Source organism: Gluconacetobacter dulcium (genome assembly GCF_014174165.1).
Lineage (GTDB): Bacteria > Pseudomonadota > Alphaproteobacteria > Acetobacterales > Acetobacteraceae > Gluconacetobacter > Gluconacetobacter dulcium.
Window position 1 is genome coordinate 230123 of record NZ_JABEQN010000002.1, and the last position, 22688, is coordinate 252810.

Sequence of the window (22688 nt, forward strand, 5' to 3'; positions counted from 1 at the left end):
CGATGTTCGTAACAAACGATCCAATTTTGGACGGTACGTATTATTTCGATGAAATTCTGAACTGTTGTTTGACCGGGCTGGAACAGCAGGCCATCATGTCGCCATGATCCTGCTGATCGATAATTACGACAGTTTCACCTTCAATCTCGTCCATTATCTGGGCGATCTGGGGGAACGGTGCGACGTACGGCGCAACGATGCGCTGACGGTTGACGAGGCAATGGCGCTGAAGCCCGAGGCAATCGTCCTGTCGCCCGGCCCGCGTTCGCCGAACGAAGCCGGGATCTGCTGCGACCTGATCCGCCGCGCGGCGGGTCATGTACCGATTTTCGGCGTCTGCCTGGGGCATCAGGCCATCGGGCAGGTCTTCGGCGGCACTGTGGTCCGGGCACCGGTGCCCATGCATGGCAAGGTCAGCCCGGTCTTTCATGATGGCAGTGGCGTGTTCGAAGGGTTGCCCGATCCCTTTATGGCGACCCGCTATCACAGCCTGACGGTCGAACCCGGTACGCTGCCGCCCGACCTTGTGGCCACGGCGCATACCGAGGATGGGGTGATCATGGGGCTTCGCCACCGGACGCTGCCGGTGTTTGGCGTCCAGTTTCATCCCGAGAGTATCGCGTCGGAGCATGGGCACGCCATTCTGGCCAATTTTCTGGCGATCGCGCGCGGCCTCAATACGCCGCGAAAGGCGGCCTGACAGAAGATGGATGGCACGCCGGCCCTGACTGTCGCCCCGACCGACGCCTTCAGGGCCATTCTGAACCGGCTGGCGGTTGGGGAAACCCTGAACGAGGCCGATGCCGAACAGGCGTTCGGCCTGATTATGGATGGCGGCATCCCGGACATGCTGATCGCGGCGTTTCTGATGGCGCTGCGGGTGCGGGGCGAGCAGCGGGCCGAGTTGCTGGGCGCCGTGCGCGCCGTGCGGTCGCGCATGCGGCGAGTGGCGCCGGTACCGGCGGGCACGATCGATGTCTGCGGAACCGGCGGTGACGGGCTGGGAACGCTGAATATCTCGACCGCCGTTGCCTTCGTGCTGGCGGCGCTGGGGGTGCCGGTGGCCAAGCACGGCAACAAGGCGCTGTCGTCGCGATCGGGGGCGACCGATGTGCTGGGTGCGCTGGGCGTGGCGGTGTCGGACGATCCGGCCGTGATCGCGGCGCGGCTGAACGAGGGGGGGCTGGCTTTCATGGCGGCCCCATCGCACCATCCGGCCATGCGCTTCGCCGCACCCGCGCGTTCGGCGCTGGGGATGCGGACGCTGTTCAACCTGATCGGCCCGCTGTGCAATCCGGCCGGCGTGACGCGCCAACTGGTCGGGGTGTTCGATCGGGCGTGGCTGCGGCCGGTCGTGGAGACGTTGCAGCTTCTGGGCTCGGAGTGCGCATGGGCCGTCCATGGCACATGCGGCGTGGGGCAGGGCGTTGATGAACTGACGCTGGCCGGCCCCACGGCGATCGTGGCTTTGCAGGACGGCGTTCTGTATGATTTCGTGCTGGAACCCGGCGATGCCGGTTTGCCCCATGCACCGATTTCGGCGATTGCGGGCGGAGGGCCTGCGGAGAACGCCGCCGCCCTGGAAGAATTGCTGGCCGGTGCCCGCGGAGCCTATCGCGACACGGTTCTGCTGAACACGGCGGCAGCGCTGCATGTGGCCGGACGTGGGGGCATTCTGAAAGAAGGGAAAGTGCAGCCCGCCTCTCTGCGGGCATTGGTCGCCGAGGCGGCCCGTGTTCTGGATGACGGGTCTGCACTGGCTGTCTTGAAATCCGCGCGCGCCGGCAGGCCGTCCGTGCGGGACGAATTCATACAGGGTTGATCATGAACGATACCGCGACGAATCCCGCTCAGAACGAGTGCGGCACCGCCTCGGACCCGGATGGACTTCCGGATGTCCTTGCGCGCATCTGCGCCCGGACCAGGGTCGATGTCGCGCAACGGGCGACCGTGACGCCTCTGAAGGAGGTCACGGCCCGCGCTCGCGAAGTCAGCACGCCCACCCGTGGTTTCGGCCAGGCGCTGAAACAGCGGACGGCCGACCGCCAGATCGGGTTGATCGCGGAAATCAAGAAAGCTTCGCCCTCGGCGGGCATTCTGCGCGTCGACTACGATCCGGCGGGTATCGCCGCCGAATATGAAAAGGCTGGAGCCGCCTGCATCTCGGTGCTGACCGAGGGGTCGTGCTTTCATGGCTGCACGGAAGATCTGCAACGGGTGCGCGATGCCTGTTCGCTGCCGATCCTGCGCAAGGATTTCATTCTCGACCCCTGGCAGGTACATGAAAGCCGCATCATCGGCGCGGATTGCGTGCTGCTGATCCTGGCGGTCCTCACCGACAGCGAGGCTGCCGAACTGCTGGATATCGCGCGTGGACTGGATATGGACGTTCTGGTCGAGGTGCATGACGAGGCCGAACTGAACCGGGCGCTGGCGCTGGATACGTCGCTGATCGGAATCAATAACCGCAACCTCAAGACATTGAAGACGGACCTTGAGACGACGCTTCAGCTTGCGCCGCTGGTGCCGCCGGATCGGATCGTGGTGTCCGAGAGCGGGATCGGTACGCATGATGACGTCATGCGGCTCAACGCCATCGGGGCCAGTGGTTTTCTGGTGGGCGAAAGCCTGCTGCGCAATCCCTCGCCGGGCGCGGCGGCCCGCGTCCTGCTGGGTGATGCCTGAATCGTGCCGGTTGTGGGTGATCTGACGCATCTCGACGCGAACGGCCATGCCGTGATGGTGGATGTCGCCGGCAAGCCGGTGACCGAACGGCAGGCCGTCGCGCGGGGGCTGGTGACGATGCGGCCCGAAACGCTGGGGCTGATTCTCTCCGGCGGCATGAAGAAGGGCGATGTGCTGGCGGTTGCCCGGATTGCGGGCATCATGGCGGCGAAGAAGACCTCGGACCTCATTCCGCTCTGCCACGCGCTGGCCCTGAGTTCCGTGCGCATGGAATTGACGCCTGCCGGGGATGGCAGCGGGATCGAGATCGAGGCCAGTGTCGGCACGACCGCCCAGACCGGGGTGGAGATGGAGGCCCTGACGGCGGTCAGCGTCTGTGCGCTGACCCTTTACGACATGTGCAAGGCGGTGGACCGGGACATGACGATCAGCCATGTCCGCCTGATCCATAAATCCGGTGGACGATCCGGGCCGTATCAGCGGGCAGAAGTGCCAGCGGCCGCATCGGAATAGGGTGGTGCCTGGGCAGGTTCGTCCGTGCGGGGCGTCTGGTCAGGCATTTGCGGCCGGCTGAAAGAAGAAGCCGCTCTGCGGCATCGCGCGGTGTTCGCAATCGGCGCGGACGCACGACCGGCAGCCGGGGCCGATCGAGATGAATGTGCGCGGATCGTGCAGGTTGAGCATCGACGAATAGACGACTTCGTCCGCGTGGGCGACGGAGCAGCCCAGGACGATCGCGCGTTTCGGCTGGCGGTCGAAGAATGACTGCGGGTGGGAGAGAACCGCCCGCGCCACGCTGATGAACAGGCCGCCTTCGGTATCCTGCGAAATCTGGATGATCAGCTTGCCGGCGGCGGAGAAGCTTTCGAAGACGTTCCAGCGTGGACACAGCGCCCCGAAACGGGCGCGGCTGAAACGGTTGGCGCTGTAGCTTTTCAGTACATTCCCCGCCACATCCGCCTTGATGAAATAGAACGGAACCCCTTCCGCGCCCGGACGCTGGAGGGACGAGAGCCGCTGGCATACCTGCTCGTAACTGGCCGAGAAGGTCGTTTGCAGGCAATCGATATCGTGCTTGAACGCCTTGGCCTTCGCCGCGAACAATTCATACGGCATCATGAGCCCGCCCGCGAAATAATTGGCCATTGCGGCACGGGCGATCGAACGGGTGTTCTCGTCGGACAGGAGCGGGTGACGGGCGGCCTCGTCGATCAGCGTGGAATATCCCAGATGGGCGATCAGCCGGGCCATGCAGAATGTCCGGGTCGGGCCGGACAGGCCGGGGACGAAACGGGCGGTTTTTTCGCTGCTGTCGAAATGGCAGGGGCTGCTGTTGGCGATGACGGGCGCGATGGTCGTCGTGGAGACCGTGACGCCGAAGCGATCGCGAAGATGGCGTTCCAGCCCTGTTCCGATCGTGTCGGTATCCAGCCGGGCGGTTTCGTACAATTGTTCGGCAGTGCGGTCGAGCGTGTCGAAATAGTTTCGCTCCGCCTGCACCCAGTCGCCGACGATCTCGTAGGCCGAGGAGAGTTTGGACCATGCCGAGGCGCGCTCGGCTTCCGTCCGTTTGTCGGGCTGAATCTCGGTGCCCTGTTCGTGCATGGTTCTGACCGAACGATAGAGTTCGAGAAACATCTTCACGAAAGCGGGATTGTCCCTGATCGCGCCATGGATCTCGCGCTCCGGCAGCGATGAGCGGAACATCGGGTCGCTGGAGGCTTCCCGCAGGAGCCGGAGCATCCGGATTTCACCGTCATCGCCGAAATAGCTCGGGGCGACGGAGAACATGTCGCATAGCGCCATAAGCAGCCGGCTAGGGACCGGCTTGGCGTTGTTTTCGATCTGATTGAGGTAACTGGCGGAAATGGCCAGGCGCTGGGCCATCATCCTCTGCGAGATCGCATTCGCGGTGCGCAGCGCGCGCACCCTGTTACCGCAGAACATCTTTCGGCCGCTGCTGTCGCTCACGTTCACTCCGTTTACCAAATGCGCTCGGTTTGTTTCCGACCCTACACCTCTTTCCGCCTTTGAGGACGGCCCCCAGCACGATAAAAAGGTGGCGAAAATCGTAAATCTGCCGTCGGATTTCGCCATTGCCGTCGCAGGTCGATTTATCGGGAAAGCCGTATTCCCGATCCGTAAACACGGCAAATTGAGTGAACATCATCTGACCGGAGCGCCAGAGAGCGGGGGCATCATCCCGTTCCGGCGTCGCGGTGCGCAAAAAGGGAGAAAAACCATGGACGATCAAAAACCGTCCGGCACTGACGCGGGCGTTTCCGGCCCAGACCGGAACAATGCGATCTTCACCACGGACGAACTGAAGCACGCCTTTTACGACATGGTGCTGATCCGCCGGTTCGAGGAACGCGCCGGCCAATTGTACGGCATGGGTCTGATCGGCGGCTTCTGCCATCTGTATATCGGCCAGGAAGCCGTGGTCGTCGGCATCCAGACGGAACTGAAACCGGGCGACAAGCTTATTACCTCCTACCGCGACCATGGCCAGATGCTGGCCGCCGGGATGGACCCGCGTGGCGTCATGGCCGAGCTGACCGGGCGCGAGGGTGGCTATTCCCGCGGCAAGGGCGGGTCGATGCACATGTTCTCGCGCGAGAAGAATTTCTATGGCGGGCACGGGATCGTCGGCGCGCAGGTCGCGCTCGGGATCGGGCTGGCCTTCGCGAACAAATATCGCGGCACCGACGAGGTTGCGGTCGCCTATTTCGGCGAGGGCGCGTCCAACCAGGGCCAGGTCTATGAGAGCTTCAACCTGGCGGCGCTGCACAAGCTGCCCTGCGTGTTCGTGATCGAGAACAACCATTACGGCATGGGCACCAGCGTCGAGCGGGCCTCGGCCTCGAAGGCGTTGTGGCGCAATGGCGAGCCCTGGGGGATTCCGGGGCGCAAGGTCGACGGCATGGATGTGGAAGCCGTGCGGCAGGCGGCGCGCGAGGCGGTCGAATATTGTCGTGCCGGCCAGGGGCCGTTCCTGCTGGAAATGGCCACCTATCGCTATCGCGGCCATTCCATGTCCGACCCGGCGAAATATCGTCCGCGCAGCGAAGTGGACGAGATGCGCAAGAACCACGACCCGATCGACCGGGTGCGTCGTGAATTGCTGTCCGTCGGTGTCGATGAGGCGGAACTGAAAGCGATCGAGGACAAGGTGAAGGCAATTGTGGTCGATGCGGCCGATTTCGCGCAGAGCAGCCCGGAACCCGATCCGTCGGAACTGTGGACCGACGTGCTGGTGGAGGGCTGAACGATGACCACGCAGATCCTGATGCCCGCCCTGTCGCCGACCATGACCGAGGGCAAGCTGGCCCGCTGGCTGAAGACGCCCGGCGACCATATCGCCGCCGGTGACGTGATCGCCGAGATCGAGACCGACAAGGCGACGATGGAAGTCGAAGCCGTCGATGAAGGAACGCTGGGCGACATCCTGGTGCCGGAAGGCACGGAGCATGTCGCGGTGAATACGCCGATCGCGAACCTGCAATCGGATGGAGCGGAAGCCGCGCCGGCCACCAAGGCCGCTGCGCCGGCCGCGCCGCAGGCCGCACAACAGGCCGCTGCAACCTCGGCCCAGGCCGCGCCTGCCGCACCGACGGTCGCGCCCGAAAAGGAATGGGGCGAGACGGTCGAGATCACGGTGCGCGAAGCCCTGCGCGACGCCATGGCCGCCGAACTGCGGCGGGATGAGGACGTGTTCCTGATCGGCGAGGAAGTCGCGCAGTACCAGGGGGCCTACAAGGTCTCGCAGGGGCTGCTGGACGAATTCGGCGAGAAGCGCGTGATCGACACGCCGATCACCGAACATGGCTTTACCGGCATGGCCGTGGGTGCCGCGCTGACGGGGCTGAAGCCCATTGTGGAATTCATGACCATGAATTTCGCGATGCAGGCGATCGACCACATCATCAATTCGGCGGCCAAGACGCGCTATATGTCGGGCGGCCAGATTTCCTGCCCGATCGTGTTCCGTGGCCCGAACGGTGCCGCCGCCCGCGTGGGCGCCCAGCATTCGCAATGCTATGCGAGCTGGTACGGCCATGTGCCGGGCCTGAAGGTGGTGGCACCCTGGTCGGCGGCCGATGCCAAGGGGCTGCTGCGGGCCGCGATCCGCGATCCGAACCCGGTGATCGTGCTGGAAAACGAGATCCTGTACGGCCAGAAATTCCCATGCCCGGTCGATGATGATTTCATCCTGCCGATCGGCCGCGCCAAGATCGAGCGGGAGGGGACGGATGTGACCATCGTCGCCTTCTCGATCATGGTCGGCACGGCGCTGGAAGCCGCCGCGATTCTGGCCGAGCAGGGGATTTCGGCCGAAGTGATCAATCTGCGGACCATCCGCCCGCTGGATACCGAGACGATCGTCGCCAGCGTGAAGAAGACCAACCGCCTGGTCTGCGTCGAGGAAGGTTGGCCCTTTGCCGGGATCGGCGCGGAAGTGGCGATGCAGGTCATCGAACATGCGTTCGATTATCTCGATGCGCCGCCTGCGCGGGTCGCCGGGGCCGATGTGCCGATGCCCTTCGCCGCCAATCTGGAAAAGCTGGCCCTCCCGAACCCGACCTGGGTGGTGGATGCGGTCCGCAAGCTGGTCTGAGGAACGCGCGCCATGTCCGTGAATATCCTGATGCCGGCTTTGTCGCCGACCATGACCGAAGGCAAGCTGGCCCGCTGGCTGAAGAAGGAAGGCGAGGCTATCGCCTCCGGCGACGTGATCGCCGAGATCGAGACCGACAAGGCGACGATGGAAGTCGAAGCCGTCGATGAAGGGACGCTGGGGCGTATCCTGGTCGAGGCCGGGACCGAAGGCGTGAAGGTGAATGCGCCGATCGCCATTCTGGTGGCGGACGGTGAGGCGGTGCCGGATGCGGCGCCGACCGCAGGGGCACCGGAAGCGGCTCCTGCCGCCCAGGCTGCGACGCCGGCCGTGGCATCGGCTCCGCCGGCAGCCGCACCGGCTCCGGCCCCGGCCCCGGTCGGTGAGGCCGCGCCCAAGGCGGGACGGGTCTTTGCTTCACCGCTTGCTCGACGTATCGCGGCCCAGAAGGGTGTCGATCTGGGTGCGGTGAAGGGCAGTGGCCCGAATGGCCGCATCGTGCGCCGCGATGTCGAGGCGGCCCTGGCCGCGCCGGTTGCGGCGCCGGTCGCTCCCAAGGCCGCGCCGCAGCCCACGCCGACGATCGACGTGCCGCATACGGCGGTGCCGAACTCGTCGGTGCGCAAGGTCATCGCCCGCCGGCTGACCGAGGCGAAATCGACCATTCCGCATTTCTACGTCGCCATGGACGTGGAACTGGATGCGCTGCTGGCCCTGCGCGCGCAGCTCAATGCGTCCTCGCCGGCCGAAGGGCCGGGGGCGTTCAAGCTGTCGGTCAACGACCTGCTGATCAAGGCCGTCGCCGTTACGCTGCGGCGGGTGCCGAAGGTCAATGCGTCCTACACCGAGGATGCGACCATCCTGTATGACGATGTCGATGTCTCGGTCGCGGTGTCGGTGCCCGACGGGCTGATCACGCCGATCATCCGCAATGCCGACCGCAAGTCGCTGAGCCAGATCAGCAACGAGGCGAAGGAGTTGATCGCCCGCGCCCGCGCCGGCAAGCTGAAGCCGCAGGAATTCCAGGGCGGTTCGTTCTCGATCTCGAACATGGGCATGTATGGGGTCAAGGAATTCTCGGCCATCATCAATCCGCCGCAAGCCGCCATCCTGGCCATCGCGGCGGGCGAGAAGCGGGCGGTGGTGAAGGGCGATGCGCTCGCGATCGCCACCGTCATGACGGTGACGCTGTCGGTCGATCATCGCGTGGTCGATGGCGCGCTGGCGGCGGAATGGGTCGCTGCCTTCCGCTCGATGGTCGAATCGCCGCTCAGCCTCGTCGTCTGAACCGCCGTGGCCCGGTTCGTCCGGGCCACGGGCTTTTCTGCACCGGCATCCTGCTCCGGGAACGTACATCCATGAACAAGACAGAATTCGATCTCGTCGTCGTCGGCGGCGGTCCCGGCGGGTATGTCGCCGCGATTCGCGCCGCCCAGCTTGGGCTCAAGGCCGCCGTGGTCGAGGCCAATCATCTGGGCGGTATCTGCCTCAACTGGGGCTGCATCCCGACCAAGGCCCTGCTGCGGGCCTCCGAGATCAATCACCTGCTGCACCATCTGGGCGAATTCGGCTTCGCGGCCGACAATGTGCGGTTCGACCTGCAAAAGGTGGTCAAGCGCTCGCGCCAGGTGGCCGGCCAGCTTTCCTCCGGCGTCGGGCATCTGCTGAAGAAGAACAAGGTCACGGTCTTCGACGGGTTCGGGGCGCTGGCGGGCAAGGATGGCAGCCGCCGCCTGCTGTCCGTGACCAAGGACGGCAAGCCGGTGGCGATGCTGAGTGCGCAGAACATCATCCTGGCGACCGGCGCGCGTGCCCGCGTGCTGCCGGGGCTGGAGCCTGACGGCAAGCTGATCTGGTCCTATCGCGAGGCGATGGTGCCGACCGAAATGCCCAAATCGCTGCTGGTGATCGGCTCGGGCGCGATCGGTATCGAGTTTGCCTCGTTCTATCGCAACATGGGGGCCGAGGTGACGGTCGTCGAAGTGCTGGACCGCATCCTGCCGGTCGAGGACGAGGAAATCAGCGCGCTGGCGCACAAGGCGTTCGTCAAGCAGGGCATGACCATCCTGACGGGCGCCAAGATCGGCCCGATCACCAAGGGTGCCGATAATGTGAGCCTGTCGGTCGAAGCCGGCGGCAAGACGCACGCCCTGACCGTGGACCGTGTGATTTCGGCCGTGGGCATTGTGGGGAATGTCGAGAATCTCGGCCTGGAAGGCACCGCCGTCACCGTTGAGCGGACGCATGTGAAGGTCGATGCGACATGCTTTACCGGCGAGCCGGGCATCTATGCCATCGGCGATCTGGCCGGGCCGCCATGGCTGGCGCACAAGGCGAGCCATGAGGGCGTGATGTGCGTGGAGGCGATCGCCGGGCGGCATGTCCACCCGATCGACCCGCTGAACATCCCCGGCTGCACCTATTGCCGGCCGCAGATCGCCTCGGTCGGCCTGACCGAGGCCCGCGCCAAGGAGGCCGGGCACAAGGTGCGCGTCGGCCGCTTCCCGTTCATCGGCAATGGCAAGGCGATTGCGATGGGCGAGCCCGAGGGGCTGGTCAAGACGGTGTTCGACGCCGAAACCGGCGAGTTGCTGGGCGCGCACATGATCGGTGCCGAGGTGACGGAAATGATCCAGGGCTACGTCATCGCCCGCACGTCGGAGTTGACCGACGCGGAACTGAAGGAAACGGTCTTTCCGCATCCCACCATCTCGGAAGCGATGCATGAGGCGGTGCTGGCGGCCTATGACGGGGCGCTGCACATCTGAATGGAGACTGAATGGAGACGCCGGGAGGCTGCTCCTGAGCTTTTGATCGCCGGCGCGCGGGGAGGGGGGATGTTTGCTTGACGCGCCCCCCGCGACGTTCCACTTCTGGCTGTCTGTCTGCTTTATGGGTTCTGCCTTATGTCCACGCGCGTGGTGATCGACCATAGAAAAGGCGGTGCGCTGCTCCGTCATCCCGAGAAGGCGCATCGGCCGGACAACCCCATCGCCCGCAAGCCGGACTGGATCCGCGTCAAGGCGCCCAATCACCCGGTGTACCACGAGACCCGCGCCCTGATGCGCGAGCAGAAGCTGGTGACGGTGTGCGAGGAAGCGGCGTGCCCGAATATCGGCGAATGCTGGTCGCAGCGCCACGCCACCATGATGATCATGGGCGAGATCTGCACCCGCGCCTGCGCCTTCTGCAACGTCACCACCGGGATGCCCAACCCGCTGGATGACGGCGAGCCCGAGCGTGTGGGCGAGGCCGTGGCCAAGCTGGGCCTGCGCCATGTCGTCATCACCTCGGTCGATCGCGACGATCTGCCCGATGGGGGCGCCGCGCATTTCGCCCGTGTGATCGGGGCGGTGCGCGCGGCGTCGCCCACCACCACCATCGAGATCCTGACCCCGGATTTCCTGCGCAAGCCGGCGTCGCTGGAAGTGGTCGTGGCGGCGCGTCCGGATGTGTTCAACCATAATCTGGAAACCGTGCCGCGGCTGTACACCTCCATTCGCCCCGGTGCGCGCTATTATCAGTCACTGCGGCTGCTGGATGACGTGAAGCGCCATGATCCGTCGATCTTCACCAAATCGGGCCTGATGGTCGGGCTGGGCGAGGAACGGCCCGAGATCTTGCAGGTGATGGACGATCTGCGGGTGGCGGATGTCGATTTCATCACGCTGGGCCAATATCTTCAGCCGACGGTGAAGCATGCGCCGGTCAGGCATTTCGTCACGCCGGACGAATTCGCCGATTATGCCGCGATGGCGCGGGCCAAGGGGTTCCTGCAAGTGAGCGCCTCGCCGCTGACCCGCTCCTCCTACCATGCCGATTCCGACTTCGCCGAACTGCGCGCGGCGCGCGAGGCGAAGCTGGCGGCGGTGCGCGGCGGGGCGGAGAGCGTCTGATGCCGACGCATGCGGAACGTCGCCTGATTGCCTATGCGCCGGAGCAGTTGTTCGACCTCGTGGCCGATATCGGCAAATATCCGCAATTCCTGCCCTGGTGCGCCGCCGCCCGCGTGCGCACCCGCACCGAGACCGAACTGGTGGCCGACCTGACCATCGGCTTCGGCCCCTTCCGCGAGACGTTTACCAGCCGCGTGGACCTTGAACATCCGACGCGCATCCGCGTGCGTTATGAAAGAGGGCCGTTCCGTTACCTGAACAATGTCTGGACCTTTACGCCGGACCCACGGGGCTGCCTGGTCGATTTCTTCGTCGATTTCGAATTCCGCTCGCGCCTGTTGCAGGCCGCGATCGGGGTGGTGTTCAACGAGGCCGTGCGCCTGATGGTCTCGGCCTTCATCCGGCGGGCGCGCGATATCTACGGGCCGCCGCCCGCGACCGACAAGACATTGGCGCAGCCCACGACTGCGCAGCCGGCCGGAACCGGAGGCGCCTGAGGGACGTTGGCATTGGCGCAAGGTGGCATGATGGCCCAGGGCCGTCATGACGCCGCGTGCCCGCATGTGGGCGCGTCCCAGCCTTTGGAGGAACGATCGTGATGAAATTGTCTTTCGGTCCGATGATTGTCGCCGCTTCCCTGGTTGTCGGTACGCCGGTCCTCGCGGAGCCTCACCACCGCCATCATCACCATAAGGATCATCAGGAATCGGCCACGGGCTCGTCCACGACCGATGATCTGAACGCCAAGAGCCTCGCCACCGCCCGTGCCGGCAACCCGCCGCCGCCCGAGGCGGCGATCCCGCCCGGTGCCGTTCCGCCCGGTGCCGTTCCGTCCGGTGCCGTTCCTCCGGGCACCGCGCCCATGATGTCGATGCCCACCGAGCCCACCGCAACCGTTCCCGCGGGAACCGGCACGATCTCGCCGCCCACCCCTGCGGCACCCACGATGCCGGAGCGTTCGCCGCAATAAATCCGGAGCAAGTCCGGCCATCCGGACAGGCGTTCCGGCCCGGCCATGAAGGCCGGGCCGGAACGGCTTTCATGTGGCGTCCGTCAGTTCTGCCAGCAGGTCCAGCGCCTGTCGGGCGGCCTGTCGGCGGATGGTTTCCCGATCGCCGGTAAAGTGGCGGGAGACGGTGCTGCCTTCGCCGTCGCGGCGAATGGCCCCGAACCAGACCAGACCGACCGGTTTTTCCGCCGAACCGCCGCCGGGGCCGGCAATGCCGGTAATGGAGACCGCGAGATCGGCATCCGGTGCGTGAGCCAGCGCCCCCCGCGCCATGGAGGCCGCGACTTCGGCGCTGACCGCCCCATGGCGGGCCAGCAGTGCCGGCGGGACGCCAAGCAGCGCGGTTTTCATCGCGTTCGAATAGGTGACGAATCCGCCTTCGACCGTCTCGGATGATCCGGCGTGATGGGTCAGTGCGGCGGCGACCAGTCCGCCGGTGCAGCTTTCAGCGGTGACGGCCCGCACGCCGGCGCGGCGCATCCGGTCCAGCACATCCGCCGCCTGGGCCAAGACTGTTTCGTTCAACATGGACATCATGAGGCACCTCACGAGGTTTTCAGGCCATGACGATCAGCATCCGCGCGGTTGCAAGAAGCAGGGCCGCGATGATGCCGGCCACGATATCGTCGCCCATGATGCCGATCGCGTCATGCCGCCGGTCGAACCAGCCGACGGGACCGGGCTTGGTGATGTCGAACAGCCTGAACAGCGCGAAAGCGAGCACCAGCCAGAGGATATCGAGCCGGTCGAGCCATAGCGGGTCCACCGGCATGGGACCGAACGTCAGCGGAAACATCGCGATCCACATACCCGCGACTTCGTCGATCACGATCCACTGATGATCCTCGCCGTCGCTGACCCGCGCCGTCGCCACATAGCCGATCGCACAGCAGAGCAGGATCGCCACGCCCATGACGACAGGGTGGGGCAGGAACAGCAAGCCGAAGACGAGCGCCGCCAGGGAACCGACCGTCCCCGGTGCGAAGGGCGAAAAGCCGCAGCCGCCGAAACTGGCGACAAGGCGGGCAGGGGTCATGGCGGTGCCTCCGATCCGGGTCCGGAGGCCAGGGCCTGATAGACAGCCAGATTTTCCTCCACGCGCTGGATATAGCTGCGGGTTTCGGCAAACGGAATGCTCTCGATCCAGTCGAGCATGGCCGTGGGCGTAGGGTCGGCATGCGCAGGGTCGCCAACCGAGGCCAGCCACTGGTCCGTGCGGTGCGGCCCGGCATTGTAGGCCGCCAGGACATAGGGAACCGCGCCGTCGAACCTGCGCATCAGCCGCGAGAGATAGGCGGTGCCGATTCGCATGTTCAGAGTCGGGTCGGTGAGGCTGGCGCCCGTCAGCGTGCCGGTCGCGAGGCCAGCCCACCGCGACACGTCGCGCGCGGCACCCGGCAGAAGCTGCATCAGCCCATAGGCACCGGCCCGGCTGACGATGGCGGGATCGAAACTGCTTTCCTGCCGGATCACCGCCATGACGAAGCCGGCGGGCAATCCCTCTTCGAGCGTGGCCCGGAACGGCGTCGGCCAGCCGAGCGGCAGCAGCGCGATTCCGTCGCGGCCCGCGCGGCGGGTAATCGCCACCGCCACGTCGGGCATGCCCAGCCGCACCGCGAGCATCGCGGCGAGGGCATGGCCGGCGGCATTATCCTGCCGCGAATCCTGCAACAGCAGGAAATCGCGCGCATGGGGCAGGTCGCCCTGGGCCGCCAGAAGCCGGGCCGCCTGCACCAGATCGCTGGCCTCGAACCGGTGCATGTCGTCGGTGGTCCATGCCGGCATGGGCACGCGGCCCAGCCGGTCGCGAACCAGCGCGCCGGAGCGTTCGGGAAACAGCAGGGGGCTGGCGGCATCTCCGTCCAGCCGCGACAGCGCCATCTGGCCGTAGAAGGTGCCGGGCATGGCGGCGGCCTGCTGCCACGCCGTGCGCGCGCCCGTGGTGTCGCCGGATTCCTCCAGCGCGCGGCCGGTCCAGTACAGGCCGCGACTGCGGGTGATCAGCGCGCGGGAGGTGCAGAGCGATCGGAACCGTTCCGTGGCGCGTTTCGGATCGTGCAGACGGCGCAGCAGAATCCACCCGGCCAGGAAATCGGCATCGTTCCGGGCAGCCTGGCTCATGTCGCTGGTCGCGATCGCCAGAGACAGCGCCTCCTGATCGCGGCCGGCCAGCAGCATTTCATGCGCCAGCGAGTCCCGTTCGCTCCAGAAGGCGGGCAGGGGCATGCGCCGTTCGGCCGCGAGGCCGGATTGCGGCCAGAGGGCAGCGGCCTCATCGACCTGTCCCGTCCGTCGCAGCCAGCGCAGCCGGTCCAGGATCAGGATGGGGTCATCGGCCTGCGAGGGCGGTACAGCCGCCAGCGCGGACACTCCGGCGGCCATGCCGGAATCGGGCCGGGCCGTTCGCAAGGCAAGCCGGGCCAGTGCCAATGCCCGCCGTGCCGGGGGCAACCGGGTGGCCTGCCTGCGGGCGGCATCGGTATGGCCGTCCAGTTCCTGGCGGTTGAACCGTTGCCACTGGTCGTCTTCCGTCAGCGCGGAGCCGAAGACCGCCAGAAACGGGCCTTCATCCGCCGCCCGGTCGATTCCCGCCACCCAGGCCTGTCGGGCTTGGGCCATCAGGCCGGGCGATGGCGCGGGCAGGCGGGCGCAGGCCAGCAGAGCGGGGGCGGCGGTGAGCGGCAGTGTGGCGCAGGCCCGTGCCAGGGCGTCGTCATCGACGGGGGCCTGTGCCATCAGGCTCTGGACGCGGGCCAGCATCGCCGCGCGACGGGGCCATGCCGGCTGCTGGTCGAGGAAGGCCAGATAGTCGCCGATGCTCCCGCCTTCGGGAGAGAGGAGACGCAGGTAGGTTTCGACCCGAGCCGCCACGTCGCCCGACGCCGGAGGCAAGGAGGGTGCGGCGGGGATGTCGCTGGCGATGTCACGGGCGGTCGCGGGGGAGGACAGGCACGCGAGGACCGTCCACGCCGCGATGCCCGCCACGCGCGCAAGGCCCCTCCCGGAGCGCGATGGGACGCGACGCGGGGTGGGGGGCATGGCGAATGGCGGCATGACGGGCCTCATGTCAGCAGGCGTGGCGCGCGATCATGACACGACATGCCAGATTTCGCCGCCGCCCTTGATGATCAGTTCGATCGCCACGCCCAGCACGATCAGCAGCCCGATCCAGGCGATCCAGCGGAACCGTTCCAGCAGCCGGGCGATCAGCGAGGCCGCCAGGGCCATCATCAGCACCGAGATCGCGAGGCCGGAGATCAGCACCCACAGATGCTCGCCGGCCGCGCCGGCGACGGCCAGTACGTTGTCGAGGCTCATCGACAGGTCGGCGACGATGATCCGGATGATGGCGGAACGCAGCGCGCCGGGGGGCGCTTCGTCGGAGGCCGCCGGGGCTTCCTGCTGGCGCAGTTCGCGGAACATGCGCCAGCAGACCCACAGCAGCAGAATGCCGCCGGCCAGGGTCAGGCCGATGATGGCCAGCAACTGGACGGCGACGATCGCCAGGCAGACGCGAATGATCGCGGCTGCGGCGACACCGGCCAGGATGGCGCGCCCCCGCAGCGGGTGCGGCAGGCCGCGCACGGCCAGGCCGATCACCACGGCGTTGTCGCCGGCCAGGGTCAGGTCGATCAGGATGACCTGCAACAGCGAGGCCAGCGCGGAAAGGGTGAAGATGGTCTCGCTCCCGACAGAGAATAATCCATCGGCATGTGGCCGATGCCGCGTGATGTTGACCATTCCCGTTACAACCCGGCAAGGGCTCTGCCGCTTTCGAAGGAAGACGTGGCGCGGGAAATCGGCTAAAGGGGCAGCCCCGTCCCCGGAACAGATGTCGATTGATCCGGGATAGCCGCATGACGTGACGATGCCGCCCGGCGGCATCTGGTCGAAGAGAGAAAGCCGAGCACGATGGTTCCGCGTTATACCCGTCCCGCCATGGCCGCCATCTGGGCCCCCGAGAACCGGTATCGGATCTGGTTCGAAATCGAGGCTCTGGCGTGCGAAGCCATGGCGCAGTACGGCGGCGTGCCGGCGGAAGCCGCGCGCGTGGTGCGCGAGAAGGGCGATGCCGCCATGGCCGCGTTCTCGCAGGCCGATCTGGACCGCATCGACGAGATCGAGGCCGAGACGCGCCATGACGTTATCGCCTTCCTGACCTGGCTGGCCGAGAAGATCGGCCCGGAAAGCCGGTTCGTGCATCTGGGCATGACATCGTCGGACGTGCTCGATACCTGCCTGTCGGTGCAACTGGTCCAGGCGACCGACATGCTGCTGGCGGATCTGGACGCCGTGCTGGAGGCGCTGAAGCGCCGGGCGTTCGAGCATAAATACACGCTGACCATCGGCCGCAGCCACGCGATCCATGCCGAGCCGACTTCGTTCGGCCTGAAGCTGGCCGGCCATTACGCCGAATTCGCCCGCAATCGCGAGCGACTGGTGCGTGCCCGCGCCGAAATCGCCACCTGCGCCATTTCTGGCGCGGTGGGTACCTATGCCCACGTCGATCCGCGCGTCGAGACCTTCGTGGCCGGGAAGCTGGGGCTGGAACCGGAGGGCGTTTCGACCCAGGTGATCCCGCGCGACCGCCATGCGGCCTATTTCTGCACGCTCGCGGTCATCGCCAGCGGCATCGAGCGGCTGGCGATCGAAGTGCGCCATCTCCAGCGTTCGGAAGTGCGTGAAGCCGAGGAATTCTTCCATCCGGGCCAGAAGGGCTCGTCGGCGATGCCGCACAAGCGCAACCCGGTGCTGTCGGAAAACCTGACCGGACTGGCGCGACTGGTGCGTGCCCATGTCATCCCGGCGCTGGAGAATGTGGCGCTGTGGCACGAGCGCGACATCAGCCACTCGTCGGTCGAGCGCAATATCTGCCCCGACGGCACGATCGGGCTGGATTTCGCGCTGGCTCGTCTGGCCGGCATGATGGAAAAGCTGGTGATCTATCCGGATCGCATGATGGCCAACCTGGAGAGCCTGGGCGGCGTCGTCCATTCCGGCGAGGTGCTGCTGGCACTGGCGCGGGCCGGCATCCTGCGCGAGGACGCCTACCGGATCGTCCAGCGCAATGCCATGGCGACCTGGACCAGACTGGGCGAGCCCGATGGCCGTACGTTCCGCGAGAACCTGGATGCCGACCCCGAAGTGGCTGGCCGCGTGCCGGCCGAGGTGCTGGATGCGGCGATGAACAGCGATTCCCATCTGGGTGCGCTGGATCACAGCTATACCCGCGTTTTCGGCGAAGCCGGCCCGGCCCGCGCCGGCTGAGGCACAGGAGCAGCCAGAGCCCGTATGTGTACGATCGTCCTGTCCTTTGCCCCCGGCGCCGCCTGGCCACTGCTGTTCGGTGCCAACCGTGACGAACGGCTGGACCGCATATGGGACGCGCCCGGCCGCCACTGGCCGGATCGGCCCACGGTGGTCGGCGGACGGGACAGGCTGGCCGGCGGGTCTTGGCTGGCCCTGAACGATGCGGGCGTGGTTGCCGGCGTGATGAATCGGGTGGGCAGCCTGGGTCCGGCGCCGGGCAAGCGTTCGCGCGGCGAACTGCCTCTGCTGGCGCTGGACCATGCCACGGCGGCCGAGGCGGCGCGGGCCATCGGCAACCTGGATGCCGGGGCGTGGCGGTCGTTCAACATGATGGTGGCCGACCGCGAGAACGCCTATTTCATCTCCGGCCTCGGCTATGCCACACCGGAGGTCAGGGCGCTGGAACCCGGCACGCACATGGCCGCGACGACCGAACCCGACGATATGTCGATCCCGCGCATCGGCCGGCACCTGCCACGCTTCCGCGAGGCCGAGCGCCCGGTGCCGCCGGATTGGGCGAACTGGACGCGCCTGCTCTCCGACCGTTCGCTGCCGGCCGGTAGCGAACTGAACATTCCGCCGCGCGCGGGATTCGGCACATGCAGTTCGTCTGTCATCGGCCTGCCGGCCGATCCGGCCACCACGCCGTCCTGGCATTTCGCGGCCGGCGCGCCGGATCGCGTGGGCTATGCGGCGGTGGATCTCTCCGCCGCCTGAGCGACCGGCGGCACCGTCATGGCGTGCCGTCGAGGGAATAGTATCTTCCGCGACCAATCATTGCTATGAGGCAGTCGCATTCCGGGGGGCTCACAGGGCTCCCATATCGGAGGACATGCAGCCCATGCCCTCCATCAGCCGCATGTAAGGACGAGTATGGCCCGCCGTCGTCAGCTCTACGAAGGAAAAGCCAAGATCCTCTTCGAGGGTCCGGAACCTGGGACGCTGGTCCAGTATTTCAAGGATGATGCCACGGCCGGAAACGGAGCGAAGAAGGGGATCATCACCGGCAAGGGCGTGCTGAACAACCGCATCAGCGAGCATCTGATGATGCGCCTGCACGATATCGGCATCCCGACCCATTTCATCCGCCGCCTGAACATGCGCGAGCAGTTGATCCGTGAAGTCGAGATCATTCCGCTGGAAGTCGTGGTGCGCAACGTCGCCGCCGGCAGCCTGGCCAAGCGGCTGGGCATTCCCGAGGGCACGCGCCTGCCGCGCACGATCATCGAATATTACTACAAGAACGACAGCCTGAACGACCCGATGGTCAGCGAAGAGCATATCACGGCCTTCGACTGGGCCAGTGTTCATGATCTGGACGACATGGTTGCGCTGACCATGCGCACCAACGATTTCCTGACCGGGCTGTTCGTCGGCATCGGCATCACGCTGGTCGATTTCAAGCTCGAGTTCGGCCGGCTGTGGGAAGGCGACGAGATGCGCATCGTCCTGGCGGACGAAATCTCGCCCGACAATTGCCGTCTGTGGGACGCGAAGACCAGCGAGAAGCTGGACAAGGACCGCTTCCGGCGCGACCTGGGCCGTGTCGAGGAAGCATATCAGGAAGTGGCCTGGCGGCTCGGCATCCTGCCCGAGGCCACGAATTCCGACATGAAGGGGCCGGAGGTGATGCAATGAAAGTACGCGTGACGGTCATGCTGAAGGACGGCGTGCTGGACCCGCAGGGCAAGGCCGTGGGCCATGCCCTGCATGTACTGGGCTTCGGTGGTGTGGGCGAGGTCAGGATCGGCCGCGTGATCGAACTGGAACTGGACGAGACCGACCCCGCCGTGGCACGCGAGAAAGCCGATGCCATGGCGCGCGGCCTGCTGGCCAATCTGGTGATCGAGGATTTCGTGACCGAGGTGGTGGCATGAGCGCCCGTCGTTCCATTCTGCTGGTCGCCGCCCTGGCGGCCGGCCTCCCGGCTTCGGCCATGGCCCAGCGCGTCTCGAATTTGCAGGGTGGGCGGTTCCTGGAACTGTGCAGCCGCGCGCCCAGCGTTGCGATCTGCGATGCCTACCTCTCCGGCCTGGCCGATTCTGTTGCGCTGACGCATGTCTATGACCGCAACGAAGGCGACAAGGCCGCGCCGACCGGCTTTTGCATCAAATCCGGCGTGACCAGCGCCGAGATGCGCGGGCATGTCGTCTCCTGGCTGCATGCCCATACCGACCAGTTGTCCAAGCCCGTCGGGGAACTGACCTTTACCGCCCTGCATGAGGCCTATCCCTGCGGTGGCGGCAAATGAAGGCCGGAATCGTCGTCTTTCCGGGCACGAACCGGGAACGTGACATGGCGATCGCGCTGCGGGTCGTGACCGGGCGCGAGCCGGTGATGATCTGGCATGGCGAAACCGATCTGCCGGACCTGGATCTCGTGGTGCTGCCCGGCGGGTTCAGCTACGGCGATTACCTGCGCTGCGGCGCCATGGCCGCTCATGCCCCGATCATGGCCCCGATCCGTCGCTTTGCCGAGGCTGGCGGCCATATCCTGGGTGTGTGCAACGGCTTCCAGATCCTGACGGAAGCCGGCCTGTTGCCGGGGGCGCTGCTGCGCAATGGCGCGCTGCGCTTCCTGTCGCAGGATTGCCATCTGCGGGTCGAGCGTGACGATACGCCCTTTACCCGTCGCTGGAAGGCGGGCGACGTGTTCCGCGCCCCCATGGCGCATGGCGATGGCAACTATATCGCCGACGACGCGACGATCCGCGCGTTGGAAGACAGCGGCCGCATCGCATTCCGCTACGCGCGGCCCGACGGCCGCGTGGATGAGAGCGATGCGCAGACCAATCCCAATGGCAGCATCAAGGCGATTGCCGGCGTGCTCAGTGCCAATCTGCGGATTTGCGGCATGATGCCGCACCCCGAGGATCTGGTGGACCCGCTGATGGGCGGCGAAGATGGAAAGCCCCTGTTCGAAGGGCTGGTGGAGGCTCTGGTCCGATGAGCAGCGCAACGGGGCAGAAGCCCGTCGACGAAGCCCTGGCACGGGAATTCGGGCTGACGGCCGAAGAATACGGCAATGTGCTCTCGATCATGGGGCGCACGCCCAGCCTGACCGAACTGGGCATCTTTTCCGTCATGTGGTCGGAACATTGTTCCTATAAATCCTCGCGCGTGTGGCTGCGCACGTTGCCGACGACGGCGCCGTGGGTGATCCATGGCCCCGGCGAGAATGCGGGCGTGGTCGATATCGGCCAGGGGCTGGCCGCCATCTTCAAGATGGAGAGCCATAACCATCCGTCGTTCATCGAGCCCTATCAGGGGGCCGCGACCGGTGTGGGCGGCATCCTGCGCGACGTGTTCACCATGGGCGCGCGGCCGGTGGCCAATCTGAACGCGCTGCGGTTCGGCAGTCCGGAAAACCCGCAGACCCGTCGCATCGTCGATGGCGTGGTGCGTGGCATCGGCGGTTACGGCAATTGCGTCGGCGTGCCGACCGTGGGCGGGGAAATCAATTTCCACCCGGCCTATGACGGCAATCCGCTGGTCAATGCCATGACGGTGGGCATTGCCCGCCAGGACCGCATCTTTCTTTCCGCCGCCGCCGGCATCGGCAATCCGGTGGTCTATGTCGGCTCCAAGACCGGGCGTGACGGTATCCATGGCGCCACCATGTCGTCGTCCGAGTTCGACGAGGACGCGCTGGCCAAGCGCCCGACCGTGCAGGTCGGCGACCCGTTCGTGGAAAAGCTGCTGATCGAGGCGTGCCTCGAACTGATGGCGACCGACGCGATCGTGGCGATTCAGGACATGGGCGCGGCCGGCCTGACCTCGTCCTCGGTCGAGATGGCGGGCAAGGGCGGGGTGGGGATCGACCTCGACCTCGACGCTGTGCCGCAGCGCGAGCGCGGGATGACCGCCTACGAGATGATGCTCTCCGAAAGCCAGGAGCGCATGCTGATCGTCGTGCATCCCGACAAGACGGAACTCGCCCGTGCGATCTTCGAGAAGTGGGAACTGGATTTCGCGATCATCGGTCATCTGACCGATACCGGGCATATCGTCGTGCGCCATCAGGGGCGCGTCGAAGCCGATATTCCGCTGGACCCGCTGGCCGATCAGGCGCCGCTCTATCGTCGCCCGACCGCGCCGTCGCCCGAGCCCGCGCCGCTGGGCCAGATCACCGACCCGGTCGGGATCGAGCAGGCGCTCATCCGGCTGATCGGCTGCCCGGACCTGGCCTCGCGCGCCTGGGTGTGGAACCAGTACGACAGCACCGTGGGCGGCCAGACCGTCAAGCGGCCGGGTGCCGCCGATGCCGCGATCGTCAAGGTCGAGGGCACGTCGCTGGGTCTGGCGCTGACCACGGACTGCACGCCGCGCTATTGCCGGGCCGATGCCCGGCAGGGCGGGGTGCAGGCGGTGGCCGAGGCGTGGCGCAACATCGTGGCGACCGGTGCGCGCCCGCTGGCCGTGACCGACAACCTGAATTTCGGTTCGCCGGAAAAGCCCGAGGTGATGGGACAGTTCGTCGCCGCCATCGAAGGCATGGGCGAGGCGTGTCGCGCGCTGGATTTCCCGGTCGTGAGCGGGAATGTCTCGCTCTACAACGAAACCCGCGCGCCCGACGGTTCGTCGGTCTCGATCCTGCCGACGCCGGCCATCGGCGGCCTGGGCGTGCTGGAGGACGTGAACCGTGCCATCGGCCTGGCCATGCCGGCCGATGGCACGCTGGTGCTGGTGGGTGCCACCCGTGGCGAGCTCGGCCAGTCGCTGTGGCTGCGCGAGATCCATGGCCGCGAAGACGGCGCCCCGCCGACGATGGATCTGGCGGCGGAACGCCGGAACGGCGATTTCGTCCGCCAGCAGATCGAAGCCGGTCATGTTCTGGCGTGCCATGACGTGTCGGACGGCGGCATTCTGGTCGCGTTGGCCGAGATGGCCATGGTGGGTGAAGCCGGGTGCATCCTCTCCGCGCCGCAATCGGGCATGCGGCCCGAGGCGTTCTGGTTCGGCGAAGACCAGTCACGATATGTTGTGGCGGTGCGCGATGCCGAGGCCTTTACCCTTGCCGCGACATCGGCCGGGGTGGAAACGCGGACCCTCGGCCAGGTGGGGGGAGACGGTTTGACTTTGCCCAGCGGCGCCACAATATCGAAGGCGCGGATGAAAGCGGTCAATTCGGCATTTTTTCCCGCCCTGATGGACGAGTGAGCGACCCGGTC

At 66.3% G+C, this 22688-nt stretch carries 24 protein-coding genes; 17 read left to right on the plus strand and 7 right to left on the minus strand.

Annotated features, from left to right (window positions below):
• Nucleotides 1-103: 103 nt before the first annotated feature.
• Genes HLH25_RS02710 through moaC form a run of 4 tightly spaced genes read left to right on the plus strand, consistent with a single transcriptional unit; the run spans nucleotide 104 to nucleotide 3198 of the window.
• Complete coding sequence (locus tag HLH25_RS02710) at nucleotides 104-700, plus strand: anthranilate synthase component II (RefSeq protein WP_182972595.1); 597 nt, start codon at nucleotides 104-106, stop codon at nucleotides 698-700.
• 6 nt (nucleotides 701-706) lie between these two features.
• Complete coding sequence (gene trpD, locus HLH25_RS02715; RefSeq protein WP_182972596.1) at nucleotides 707-1822, plus strand: anthranilate phosphoribosyltransferase; 1116 nt, start codon at nucleotides 707-709, stop codon at nucleotides 1820-1822.
• A gap of 2 nt (nucleotides 1823-1824) precedes the next feature.
• Entirely contained in the window at nucleotides 1825-2685 is an 861-nt protein-coding gene (gene trpC, locus HLH25_RS02720) for an indole-3-glycerol phosphate synthase TrpC (RefSeq protein WP_182972597.1), read from the plus strand.
• Between the two features lie 12 nt (nucleotides 2686-2697).
• Entirely contained in the window at nucleotides 2698-3198 is a 501-nt protein-coding gene (gene moaC, locus HLH25_RS02725) for a cyclic pyranopterin monophosphate synthase MoaC (protein ID WP_375288952.1), read from the plus strand.
• A 39-nt stretch (nucleotides 3199-3237) separates the two neighbouring features.
• Here moaC and HLH25_RS02730 read toward each other — a convergent pair whose 3' ends face one another.
• Together HLH25_RS02730 and HLH25_RS02735 are read right to left on the minus strand one after the other, a co-directional pair.
• Nucleotides 3238-4656 (minus strand): helix-turn-helix domain-containing protein, encoded by a 1419-nt coding sequence (locus HLH25_RS02730; protein ID WP_182972599.1) that lies wholly within the window; start codon nucleotides 4654-4656, stop codon nucleotides 3238-3240.
• On the minus strand, nucleotides 4619-4939 hold the full coding sequence (locus tag HLH25_RS02735) for a hypothetical protein (RefSeq protein WP_182972600.1): 321 nt from the start codon (nucleotides 4937-4939) through the stop codon (nucleotides 4619-4621). The genes HLH25_RS02730 and HLH25_RS02735 overlap by 38 nt, the downstream gene beginning before the upstream one ends.
• Here HLH25_RS02735 and pdhA point away from each other — a divergent pair.
• From pdhA to HLH25_RS02765, 6 genes are all read left to right on the plus strand, one after another.
• Nucleotides 4928-5953: a pyruvate dehydrogenase (acetyl-transferring) E1 component subunit alpha gene (gene pdhA, locus HLH25_RS02740; protein WP_182972601.1), complete on the plus strand. Its 1026-nt coding sequence runs from the start codon at nucleotides 4928-4930 to the stop codon at nucleotides 5951-5953. The genes HLH25_RS02735 and pdhA overlap by 12 nt on opposite strands.
• Before the next feature lie 3 nt (nucleotides 5954-5956).
• Nucleotides 5957-7303, plus strand: a complete 1347-nt coding sequence (locus HLH25_RS02745; RefSeq protein ID WP_182972602.1) for a pyruvate dehydrogenase complex E1 component subunit beta — start codon at nucleotides 5957-5959, stop codon at nucleotides 7301-7303.
• A 12-nt stretch (nucleotides 7304-7315) separates the two neighbouring features.
• The gene (locus HLH25_RS02750; protein WP_182972603.1) at nucleotides 7316-8590 is read left to right on the plus strand and encodes a pyruvate dehydrogenase complex dihydrolipoamide acetyltransferase; all 1275 of its coding nucleotides are present in this window, start codon (nucleotides 7316-7318) and stop codon (nucleotides 8588-8590) included.
• Nucleotides 8591-8661: 71 nt separating this feature from the next.
• The gene (gene lpdA, locus HLH25_RS02755; RefSeq protein ID WP_182972604.1) at nucleotides 8662-10071 is read left to right on the plus strand and encodes a dihydrolipoyl dehydrogenase; all 1410 of its coding nucleotides are present in this window, start codon (nucleotides 8662-8664) and stop codon (nucleotides 10069-10071) included.
• Nucleotides 10072-10209: 138 nt separating this feature from the next.
• Complete coding sequence (gene lipA / locus HLH25_RS02760; RefSeq protein WP_182972605.1) at nucleotides 10210-11199, plus strand: lipoyl synthase; 990 nt, start codon at nucleotides 10210-10212, stop codon at nucleotides 11197-11199.
• Nucleotides 11199-11696 (plus strand): type II toxin-antitoxin system RatA family toxin, encoded by a 498-nt coding sequence (locus tag HLH25_RS02765; protein ID WP_182972606.1) that lies wholly within the window; start codon nucleotides 11199-11201, stop codon nucleotides 11694-11696. The genes lipA and HLH25_RS02765 overlap by 1 nt, the downstream gene beginning before the upstream one ends.
• Nucleotides 11697-11898: 202 nt before the next feature.
• On the opposite strand, the gene HLH25_RS02770 is transcribed toward HLH25_RS02765, so the two are convergent.
• The 5 genes from HLH25_RS02770 to HLH25_RS02790 are packed head-to-tail and all read right to left on the minus strand — an operon-like array spanning nucleotide 11899 to nucleotide 15886.
• On the minus strand, nucleotides 11899-12180 hold the full coding sequence (locus HLH25_RS02770) for a hypothetical protein (RefSeq protein WP_182972607.1): 282 nt from the start codon (nucleotides 12178-12180) through the stop codon (nucleotides 11899-11901).
• Between the two features lie 58 nt (nucleotides 12181-12238).
• Nucleotides 12239-12736 (minus strand): CinA family protein, encoded by a 498-nt coding sequence (locus HLH25_RS02775; protein WP_182972608.1) that lies wholly within the window; start codon nucleotides 12734-12736, stop codon nucleotides 12239-12241.
• A 28-nt stretch (nucleotides 12737-12764) separates the two neighbouring features.
• Nucleotides 12765-13244: a phosphatidylglycerophosphatase A family protein gene (locus HLH25_RS02780; protein ID WP_182972609.1), complete on the minus strand. Its 480-nt coding sequence runs from the start codon at nucleotides 13242-13244 to the stop codon at nucleotides 12765-12767.
• Nucleotides 13241-15262: a lytic transglycosylase domain-containing protein gene (locus HLH25_RS02785; RefSeq protein ID WP_246401032.1), complete on the minus strand. Its 2022-nt coding sequence runs from the start codon at nucleotides 15260-15262 to the stop codon at nucleotides 13241-13243. The genes HLH25_RS02780 and HLH25_RS02785 overlap by 4 nt, the downstream gene beginning before the upstream one ends.
• 33 nt (nucleotides 15263-15295) lie before the next feature.
• Nucleotides 15296-15886 (minus strand): YjbE family putative metal transport protein, encoded by a 591-nt coding sequence (locus HLH25_RS02790; RefSeq protein WP_310889043.1) that lies wholly within the window; start codon nucleotides 15884-15886, stop codon nucleotides 15296-15298.
• A 234-nt stretch (nucleotides 15887-16120) separates the two neighbouring features.
• Between HLH25_RS02790 and purB the strand changes: the two genes are divergently transcribed.
• From purB to purL, 7 genes are all read left to right on the plus strand, one after another.
• Nucleotides 16121-17476 carry an adenylosuccinate lyase gene (gene purB / locus HLH25_RS02795; protein ID WP_182972611.1) on the plus strand — a complete coding sequence of 452 codons (1356 nt, stop codon included), beginning with the start codon at nucleotides 16121-16123 and terminating at the stop codon, nucleotides 17474-17476.
• 24 nt (nucleotides 17477-17500) lie between these two features.
• On the plus strand, nucleotides 17501-18235 hold the full coding sequence (locus HLH25_RS02800) for an NRDE family protein (RefSeq protein ID WP_182972612.1): 735 nt from the start codon (nucleotides 17501-17503) through the stop codon (nucleotides 18233-18235).
• A 156-nt stretch (nucleotides 18236-18391) separates the two neighbouring features.
• Nucleotides 18392-19156, plus strand: coding sequence for a phosphoribosylaminoimidazolesuccinocarboxamide synthase (purC, locus tag HLH25_RS02805; RefSeq protein ID WP_114728362.1), 765 nt, complete (start codon nucleotides 18392-18394; stop codon nucleotides 19154-19156).
• Nucleotides 19153-19395 carry a phosphoribosylformylglycinamidine synthase subunit PurS gene (gene purS / locus HLH25_RS02810; protein ID WP_182972613.1) on the plus strand — a complete coding sequence of 81 codons (243 nt, stop codon included), beginning with the start codon at nucleotides 19153-19155 and terminating at the stop codon, nucleotides 19393-19395. The genes purC and purS overlap by 4 nt, the downstream gene beginning before the upstream one ends.
• A complete protein-coding gene (locus HLH25_RS02815) occupies nucleotides 19392-19769 on the plus strand; it encodes a Rap1a/Tai family immunity protein (protein ID WP_182972614.1) in 378 nt (125 codons plus the stop codon). Before purS ends, HLH25_RS02815 begins: the two co-directional genes overlap by 4 nt.
• On the plus strand, nucleotides 19766-20467 hold the full coding sequence (gene purQ / locus HLH25_RS02820) for a phosphoribosylformylglycinamidine synthase subunit PurQ (protein WP_182972615.1): 702 nt from the start codon (nucleotides 19766-19768) through the stop codon (nucleotides 20465-20467). Before HLH25_RS02815 ends, purQ begins: the two co-directional genes overlap by 4 nt.
• A complete protein-coding gene (gene purL / locus HLH25_RS02825; RefSeq protein ID WP_182972616.1) occupies nucleotides 20464-22677 on the plus strand; it encodes a phosphoribosylformylglycinamidine synthase subunit PurL in 2214 nt (737 codons plus the stop codon). Before purQ ends, purL begins: the two co-directional genes overlap by 4 nt.
• Nucleotides 22678-22688 lie beyond the last annotated feature (11 nt).

Bases quoted from the DNA above. Each gene is read 5' to 3' on its own strand.
- HLH25_RS02745 (WP_182972602.1), top strand. From the start codon at position 5,957: ATGACCACGCAGATCCTGATGCCCGCCCTGTCGCCGACCATGACCGAG.
- purS (WP_182972613.1), top strand. From the start codon at position 19,153: ATGAAAGTACGCGTGACGGTCATGCTGAAGGACGGCGTGCTGGACCCG.
- lpdA (WP_182972604.1), top strand. From the start codon at position 8,662: ATGAACAAGACAGAATTCGATCTCGTCGTCGTCGGCGGCGGTCCCGGC.
- HLH25_RS02800 (WP_182972612.1), top strand. From the start codon at position 17,501: ATGTGTACGATCGTCCTGTCCTTTGCCCCCGGCGCCGCCTGGCCACTG.
- purC (WP_114728362.1), top strand. From the start codon at position 18,392: ATGGCCCGCCGTCGTCAGCTCTACGAAGGAAAAGCCAAGATCCTCTTC.
- HLH25_RS02775 (WP_182972608.1), bottom strand. From the start codon at position 12,736: ATGTTGAACGAAACAGTCTTGGCCCAGGCGGCGGATGTGCTGGACCGG.
- HLH25_RS02750 (WP_182972603.1), top strand. From the start codon at position 7,316: ATGTCCGTGAATATCCTGATGCCGGCTTTGTCGCCGACCATGACCGAA.
- HLH25_RS02785 (WP_246401032.1), bottom strand. From the start codon at position 15,262: ATGCCGCCATTCGCCATGCCCCCCACCCCGCGTCGCGTCCCATCGCGC.
- HLH25_RS02765 (WP_182972606.1), top strand. From the start codon at position 11,199: ATGCCGACGCATGCGGAACGTCGCCTGATTGCCTATGCGCCGGAGCAG.
- pdhA (WP_182972601.1), top strand. From the start codon at position 4,928: ATGGACGATCAAAAACCGTCCGGCACTGACGCGGGCGTTTCCGGCCCA.
- purQ (WP_182972615.1), top strand. From the start codon at position 19,766: ATGAAGGCCGGAATCGTCGTCTTTCCGGGCACGAACCGGGAACGTGAC.
- HLH25_RS02815 (WP_182972614.1), top strand. From the start codon at position 19,392: ATGAGCGCCCGTCGTTCCATTCTGCTGGTCGCCGCCCTGGCGGCCGGC.
- purB (WP_182972611.1), top strand. From the start codon at position 16,121: ATGGTTCCGCGTTATACCCGTCCCGCCATGGCCGCCATCTGGGCCCCC.
- lipA (WP_182972605.1), top strand. From the start codon at position 10,210: ATGTCCACGCGCGTGGTGATCGACCATAGAAAAGGCGGTGCGCTGCTC.
- purL (WP_182972616.1), top strand. From the start codon at position 20,464: ATGAGCAGCGCAACGGGGCAGAAGCCCGTCGACGAAGCCCTGGCACGG.
- trpC (WP_182972597.1), top strand. From the start codon at position 1,825: ATGAACGATACCGCGACGAATCCCGCTCAGAACGAGTGCGGCACCGCC.
- trpD (WP_182972596.1), top strand. From the start codon at position 707: ATGGATGGCACGCCGGCCCTGACTGTCGCCCCGACCGACGCCTTCAGG.
- HLH25_RS02710 (WP_182972595.1), top strand. From the start codon at position 104: ATGATCCTGCTGATCGATAATTACGACAGTTTCACCTTCAATCTCGTC.
- HLH25_RS02780 (WP_182972609.1), bottom strand. From the start codon at position 13,244: ATGACCCCTGCCCGCCTTGTCGCCAGTTTCGGCGGCTGCGGCTTTTCG.